The organism is Streptomyces sp. SID486 (genome assembly GCF_009865385.1).
Classification (GTDB): Bacteria; Actinomycetota; Actinomycetes; order Streptomycetales; family Streptomycetaceae; genus Streptomyces.
This window is the reverse complement of sequence record NZ_WWJT01000489.1, coordinates 1-2,388: the sequence shown is the minus strand read 5'-3', so window position 1 is coordinate 2,388 and position 2,388 is coordinate 1. Positions and strand designations below refer to the sequence as shown.

General features: G+C 70.4%; 1 protein-coding gene. It reads right to left on the bottom strand.

The window, feature by feature from the left end:
- The coding region (locus GT045_RS23060; RefSeq protein ID WP_237538806.1) for a transglycosylase domain-containing protein at positions 1 to 2,388 on the bottom strand (2,388 nt) is incomplete at both ends.

Genomic DNA, 2,388 nt, shown 5'->3' with positions numbered 1-2,388 from the left:
GTACCGCCGTCGGTCGGGTCGCCGCCGGTGGCCGCGCCGCCGTCCGTGGCGGTGCCGCCGTCGGTGGGGGTGCCCCCGCCGGTGGTGGTGCCGCCGGTGGTGGGAGTGCCCGTGGTGGTGCCGCCGTCGGCCTGGCCGCCGTCGGTGCCGGGCTCGGCCGTGCCGGTGGCGGGGGGTTCCTGGATCTGGTCGGCGCCCTCCTGGAGCTGGAGGTCGAAGTCGGCGACCGGCTTGCCCTTCAGCGCGTCGCGCGTGTACTGCGCCCAGATCTCGGTGGGCGGGCCGCCGCCGTTCATACGGGGCTGGCCGAGCGCGCCGTACAGCGGCTTCTGCGCGGCCGTGACCGGGTCCTGGCCCATGACGGAGACCACGGTGGCCAGGTCGGGGGTGTAGCCGGCGAACCAGGCGGCCTTGTCGCTCTCGGCGGTACCGGTCTTGCCGGCCGCCGGGCGGCCCGCGGCCTGCGCGGCGGTGGCGGTGCCGCTCTGGACCACGCTGCGCAGGACGGACGTGGTGGTGTCGGCGGCTTCCCGGCTGACGGCCTGCTTGGCCGTCGCGTCGCGCAGCCTGACCTCGTCGCTGCCGTTCTTGGTGATCTTCTCGACCAGTGTGTACGTGCCGTGCTTGCCGTGGTTGGCGAGCGTCGCGTACGCCTCGGCCATGTCCAGCACGCTGGCGGTGGCGGTACCGAGGGCGATGGACGGGTACGGCTCCAGGTCACGGGTGTCGGAGGGGATGCCGAGGTCGACCGCGGTCTGCTTGACCTTGGCGGGGCCGACGTCGACGGCCATCTGCGCGTACACCGAGTTCACCGACAGGTCGGTGGCCTTGCGGACGGTGATGTCGCCGTACGACTTCTGGTCCTCGTTCTCGGGTGCGTAGGCGCCGCCGCTCCAGCCCTGGACGGGGCGCTGGTTGGTGCCGTCGTAGACGGTGTTCGGGGTGATCGTCCGGCCGTCCTGGGTGGTGGACCCGTTCTGCGCGGCGGAGGTGAACACGAACGGCTTGAAGGTGGAGCCGACCTGGTAGTCGCCCCGGGTGGCGCCGTTGGTGTACTGCTTCACGTAGTCGATGCCGCCGTACATCGCGACGACCTTGCCGGTCCTGGGGTCGACGGAGGCGCCGCCGGCCCGGACGTAGGTGTCGGCCTTGCGGTTCTTCTTGTCCAGCTTGGACATCAGCTGGTCGTCGACCGCCTTGACGAAGGCGTCCTGCCGGTTCTTCTGGATGGTGGTGGTGATGCGGTAGCCGCCGGCCGCGAGATGGTCGGCGTCGATGATGTTGTTGCTGGTCAGGTACTGCTTGACCGCCTCGACGAGGTAGCCGCGCTGGCCGGACATGCCGGTGGAGACCGTCTGCTCCTTCGGCATGGGGAACTTCATGCCGGTGCGCTCGGACTCGCTGAGCCAGCCCTTCTTGACCATGCCGTCCAGCACGTAGTTCCAGCGGGCCAGGGCCGCCCTCTTGTTCTCCGGGTGGGCCACGACGTCGTACTCGCTCGGCGCGTTGACGAGCGCGGCGAGGTAGGCGGCGCGGGCCGGGTCGAGCTCGGCGGCGTCCCTGCCGTAGTAGGCCTGGGCGGCGGCCTGGATGCCGTAGGCGTTGCGGCCGAAGTAGCTGGTGTTGAGGTAGCCCTCGAGGATCTCGCCCTTGGACTTGTTCCGGTCCAGCTTGATCGAGATGAAGAACTCCTTGGCCTTGCGGGTGACCGTCTGTTCCTGGGCCAGGTAGTAGTTCTTCACGTACTGCTGGGTGATCGTCGAGCCGGACTGCTTGCCCTTGCCGGTCGCGGTGTTCCAGCCGGCGCGCAGCATCGCCTTGGGGTCGATGGCGGACTCGGTGTAGAAGTCGCGGTCCTCCGCGGCCAGTACGGCGTGCTGGGCGTCCTTGGAGACCTGGGCGAGGCTGACGTTCTCGCGGTTGACCTCACCGTCGCGGGCCAGCTGCGAGCCGTCCGCGTAGAGGTAGACGTTGCTCTGCTTGGTCGCGAACGCGTTGGCCGGGGGGATCTTGACCAGGGAGTAGCCGAGGAAGAAGAGGCCGATCACGAGCAGCACGCCGACGAAGAAGGTGCCGAGCAGCATGCGCCAGGTGGGGAAGATCCGCCGCCACCCGGTCCGCTTGGGCCGCTTGCCCTTCTTCGCGTCCTTGGCGTCCTTGGCATTCTTGGCGTTCTTGGCGTTCTTGGCGTTCTTCGCCTGCTCGCCCGTGCCCGCGGCGGTGTCGCCGTCGGCGGCGGCGAGGGCGGTGGTCCGGTCCTGACCGGCACCTGCGCCTGCACCTGCGGCCTGCGCACCGGCACCCGCCTGCGCGGCGGTTGCGGCGGTACCGGCCTTGGCACCCTGCGCGCCAGCGGCTGCGGCTGCGGCTGCGGCTGCACCGGCTCCA